The sequence below is a fragment of the Jatrophihabitans lederbergiae genome (genome assembly GCF_031845305.1).
GTDB lineage: Bacteria > Actinomycetota > Actinomycetes > Mycobacteriales > Jatrophihabitantaceae > Jatrophihabitans_A > Jatrophihabitans_A lederbergiae.
This window is the reverse complement of record NZ_JAVREH010000141.1, coordinates 1-1864: the sequence shown is the minus strand read 5'-3', so window position 1 is coordinate 1864 and position 1864 is coordinate 1. Positions and strand designations below refer to the sequence as shown.

Genomic DNA, 1864 nt, shown 5'->3' with positions numbered 1-1864 from the left:
CCAGCTTGCGCACGACCTGCTCCGGGCTGTGTCGCTTCCTCGTCGTCATCAGATTCGAGCCTCCTTGCCCACATTGTGGGCGAAAGGACTCTCACTCGACCTGGATCAACACGCCGGGGTCAGGCCAACCTGACCAAACCGGTTGCCGTAGCCGAATGGATCGCCACCGTTCGCCACCGCTACGAGTTCCTCCGACAGATGACCGACGACGAACAACGCTGGGCCCAGTGCAACGCCCGCCACGACTGGGAAGTGTCTCAGGCCCTCGAAGCGCTCGGACACGAACAGAACGGGCACAGGTGACGGTGACAGCCCGACCAGCGACCAACTATTCTGACCACCCTGCGACCCCAGGCGAGGTACTGGCCACGACTGACCCCACGGCGTCGGCGAAGTTGAGGAAGGCTTCGCGTTCGCGAGTTCCGCGACCACACGACCGCCTGGCACCCACCCGTCCAGGACTCGCCGCGATCGCCGACCAGGGAGGGACTTCACCGCCGGCCGGGTACGCGCCCTCAGTGATCCGAGTCATCCGTCGGGTCGGGTTGGGTCGTCAGGCTCATCGCGCGCCGTTCAGTCACCGTACGGCTCCAGTGAGCCGCAGTTCAACCTGACATCCATTGCCCACTGCGGCTGGTCAGTCGACGCTCCCGGACCGGTCGCTCACAACGCTCGCCGCGTAATGGGCTCAGCTGGTGACGCGGTAACGGCGCGGTTGCTCGCAGGTCTGCACGAGGTCGCCGCTGGCAGTCAGCTTCGTCAGGCAATTCGCCACGGCCCCCTGGGAACGCTGAAGCGCTCGGCTGATCGCGGTCGGGCCGAGGTCGACGTCCGAATGGGCCACGAGGTACTCCAGAACCAGGGTGGTGAGTTCTCCCTTGCCCAACCGGTCCCGGCGGCCGCCGGTTGCCGCCTTCGTCGTGGTGCGGGCGGGGACGCCTTCCGGGCGCCGCCCACCGCTCCCGCTCCCGGCGTCGGCTGAGCCGCGACCGTCGGTGTGGCTGCCGCCGAGGTCGGGCGCGTGGCGCCGAGCGCGACCTGCCTTCTCCAGAGTGGCGAGGGCCTTGGCAACCGTCGAGCCACCGAGCCCGGCCAGCTGTGTCAGCTCGGCCGCCGTACGGTCGGGGTGCCCGGCCAGCGTTTCGGCGACGATGTCACCGGCTGGACGAACACGAGTGACCCGTGCGCCTGCCGACTTTCGGGCGTTGTTCATGACAGCCTCCAATTGGTAATGGGTATCGACCGGGCAGATTGCCGGCGCGTATATCGAGAATCGGGGCGGATCACTCAAGCGCCCCTGCATTTGCAGGTCAACGTTAGCTCTGTAAGTGTCCAAACCCAAGACAAATTGGCGACTCGAATTCCCTGTACGGCGCGACAGGCGGGCCGCTACGACTGGGGCGCCGGAATCCTTCACCAGACCTCTAACGCAGCTACATTGCCAAGGAATGGCTCGACCAGCTGCCGAGTGCTGGCCCGCACCACGCTGCCAGGAAGCCGTCTGCGGGGGTAAGGAAAAGGATACGAGGTACACGAGGAGGAGGACGCGAATGAGCTGGTTGCTGAGGGAACCTGCGAAGCGGACAGCAGGATTCATTGCGACGTGCTTGGTAGTTACGGCTGGCGGGGCGCTGGTTGGTGTGGTCTGTAGCCGAGTCTGGGACGTGTCTCGCCCGGAGGGCTCGGAATCGCTGCCGGGTACGGGCGTGGACCGGTCGGCTGGGGGTGCCCGCTTAACCCGGATGCACCGTCGGTGATTGTGTGATGGGTTTCTGAATTCGCATTCGGGGATTGAGGTCTGGGCACGGTCGATCAGCCGGTGTGCCCGGCTTTTCCACGTGGTCTTTCGGTCGCGCCCTGGGGC

At 65.9% G+C, this 1864-nt stretch carries 1 protein-coding gene; it reads right to left on the bottom strand.

What is annotated here, in order from left to right:
- Positions 1–688 precede the first annotated feature (688 nt).
- Entirely contained in the window at positions 689–1213 is a 525-nt protein-coding gene (locus RM423_RS24540) for a hypothetical protein (RefSeq protein WP_311425661.1), read from the bottom strand.
- Between the last annotated feature and the right edge of the window lie 651 nt (positions 1214–1864).

What these genes read in the sequence shown, in the direction of transcription:
- RM423_RS24540 (WP_311425661.1), bottom strand. Translation starts at nt 1,213, where the DNA reads ATGAACAACGCCCGAAAGTCGGCAGGCGCACGGGTCACTCGTGTTCGT.